Origin of the sequence: Pseudoalteromonas sp. TB51, from assembly GCF_000498055.1 — a bacterium.
GTDB classification, from domain to species: domain Bacteria; phylum Pseudomonadota; class Gammaproteobacteria; order Enterobacterales; family Alteromonadaceae; genus Pseudoalteromonas; species Pseudoalteromonas atlantica.
Genome location: NZ_AUTO01000174.1, coordinates 1 through 2445 on the forward strand (window position 1 = coordinate 1; position 2445 = coordinate 2445).

General features: G+C 42.5%; 2 protein-coding genes. Both read right to left on the reverse strand.

Translation table 11 applies throughout. The annotated features are described in order from the left end of the window. Positions 1-507, reverse strand: a 507-nt coding sequence (locus tag L650_RS0109040) for a Bug family tripartite tricarboxylate transporter substrate binding protein (RefSeq protein WP_029772906.1), incomplete at its 3' end; no start/stop codon positions are given. A gap of 11 nt (positions 508-518) precedes the next feature. Further along, positions 519-1760, reverse strand: a complete 1242-nt coding sequence (locus L650_RS0109045; protein ID WP_029772907.1) for an OprO/OprP family phosphate-selective porin — start codon at positions 1758-1760, stop codon at positions 519-521. Positions 1761-2445 lie beyond the last annotated feature (685 nt).

Genomic DNA, 2445 nt, shown 5'->3' on the forward strand with positions numbered 1-2445 from the left:
TTTAGCCGCTTGTGCAGCAACTAAGTGATCCATACTGCCACGGGCAGAACCACCCGCTACTTTAATTGAGCTTGGGTCTTCTTTAAGCGCTTTAATAACATCCTGCCAGGTTTTATAGGGCGAATCGTTACGAACAACAAAGGCACCAAAATCAGCAATCATATTGGCTACGGGAGTTAAATCTCGGTAGCTATAGGGAATTTTCCCCGTTAAGGCGCGCAATACAATAGGCGTTGAATTAACCATTAATATATCGCCTTTTTTAGTACCTGATTCTATTAAGTAGGCAATGGCGCGCCCGCCGCCGCCGCCCGACATATTCTGAAAAGACGCATTATTATCAATGCCTGCTTTTACTAAACCTTCACCTACACCGCGCGCAGTTGTATCCCATCCGCCACCTGGGCCTGCTGGTACTAAAAAGTGAATATCGGCCAATGCCATAGGGCTGCTTAGTACTAATGATGCCGCTAATAATGTTGTTTTAACTGACTTAAATAATTTCATTGTGTGTCCCCTTAAAATAAATACTGCATACGTGCACTAAATCCCATACCAGAGTCTTCATCACCTACAAGCGCAGCGGTACCTGGGCCATCTACATCGCTGTAGATAAGATTGCCCATAAATTTAATGTCACTACTAACGTAATAGCTTGTACCAAGTGTGTAGGTAGTTACTTCGCTACCTTGGTTTTTACTCGTTGCATCCATTTGCGAAACTCGAGCAACTAACTCCCATGCATTTTTAATATTTTTAGGTTGTACAAATAGTGCAGAGCCAGCTTTATACTGTCGTTGCTCACCGCCTAAAAAGTAACTTGCTGAGATATGAAAGCCGTCAAAGCGCTCGCCATCTAGATCATCGCTGCTATTGAGCGCATCTAAAGCACGGCTTGCGTATTCTGCCTCTAATGTTAAAGAGTCAGCCTGAAAAGCAAATTCAAGCCCAGACTGCGATAAGCTATCCAGTGCTACCGCTTTACCGCCTGTAGCATAATTAACAAGGCGTACATTAGTTTCGCGCACTTCACCACGCGCAAAACGCTCGCCTAGTTCATTACCACCCATATCACGGTATGAATGCCATGCACCTAAATGAATCACGTCACCAGGTGCTGCACTTGACCACGTAGCACGCCCTGTAATAGCAAGCGTTAGACGGTCGTTTTCATCGTTACCCGTTGCACCAAAGGCATCATTTTTATAAACCCCAACGGCATATCGAAAGCCTGAGTCTTTAAAGTATTGATAAGCAGATACGCCCCAACGGAAAAAAGGCGAGAAAGTATTAGCAAGCGTACTACGCTCAATAGTATTAATGTGCTTTGAGCTAGTAAGTGCGTTTAGCGACATGTCTTCACGGATTTTACCCGCTTTAATTTTAAGACCGCTTTCAAAGGCGTAACGCACGCGGGCAAGTACAATTTCGGCATCCCCTTCGCCAAATTCTAAAAGTAATTTGTGATCCCAGTTTCCATGCTCGCTCTCTACGTAGGTACGAATACGACGAGGGAAGAAGTCGCTCCCTCCTGAGCCATCATTGCCTGCGTTATAGGCACCTTCAAAATAGTTGTAATCAAGCTGTACTCGTCCTCCAAACTCCAAATTAAAGCCACTTGATGTTTTTAAAGAGTTAACTTCTTTTTGCAATGCATCTAATTGTGCTTGTAGTTTTTGAGTATCGTTATCGGCTAAAGCTGATGTGCTAGCCAACGCTGCTGTAATTGCTAAAGCGAGCTGTGTGTTACTTGCTTTCATTATTTTCTCCACGCTGTGTTTGTATCTTTATTGTCAGGTAGATAAGCGACGACAAACTGCTATCTAAAGCGCAGCTTATTGTTAACGTGAAATTAACGAAATATTTTGAGGGAAAGGTGCATTGATGACGGTAAAGTACATTTTGTTCATAAAAACCATGAACAAAATAGACATAAACAAAAACTAATAAGAAGGGTCGTGAAGTACACCTATGCGATGACTAAAAAACGCACTTAATAAAATAAGAATTATTTGCATTTAGGTGTTGACAGTTTATTAGATCTAACTGATAATCAATATCAACAAGGTGGGAATGCATACCCACTTGTGACGGAATGAACTAATTTGTTTCTCGACCCTGAAACAACGTGTGGCGCACGTAAACAGCTATGGCTACTTGTTATGAACCGCAACGCCCCTTGATGTTGATGATAAGTAACCGCCCTACTATTTTACTTGCTACATTGCTCATATCGGTGACGGTAGATATGAAACTAAAAAAGCCCTTACGGGCTTTTTTTATGTCTGTAATTTAGTAAGTAATATACTCACATAAACTCACATATTAACGGCGGTTTTTACGTGCACGTGCACGGCGCTGTTTTTTCTCTTCTTCTTTAGCGGCTTTTTTGGCCTCTGCAGCGGCGCGTAAGCCAGCTACCATAATTTCTTCTTCTTCACGCAT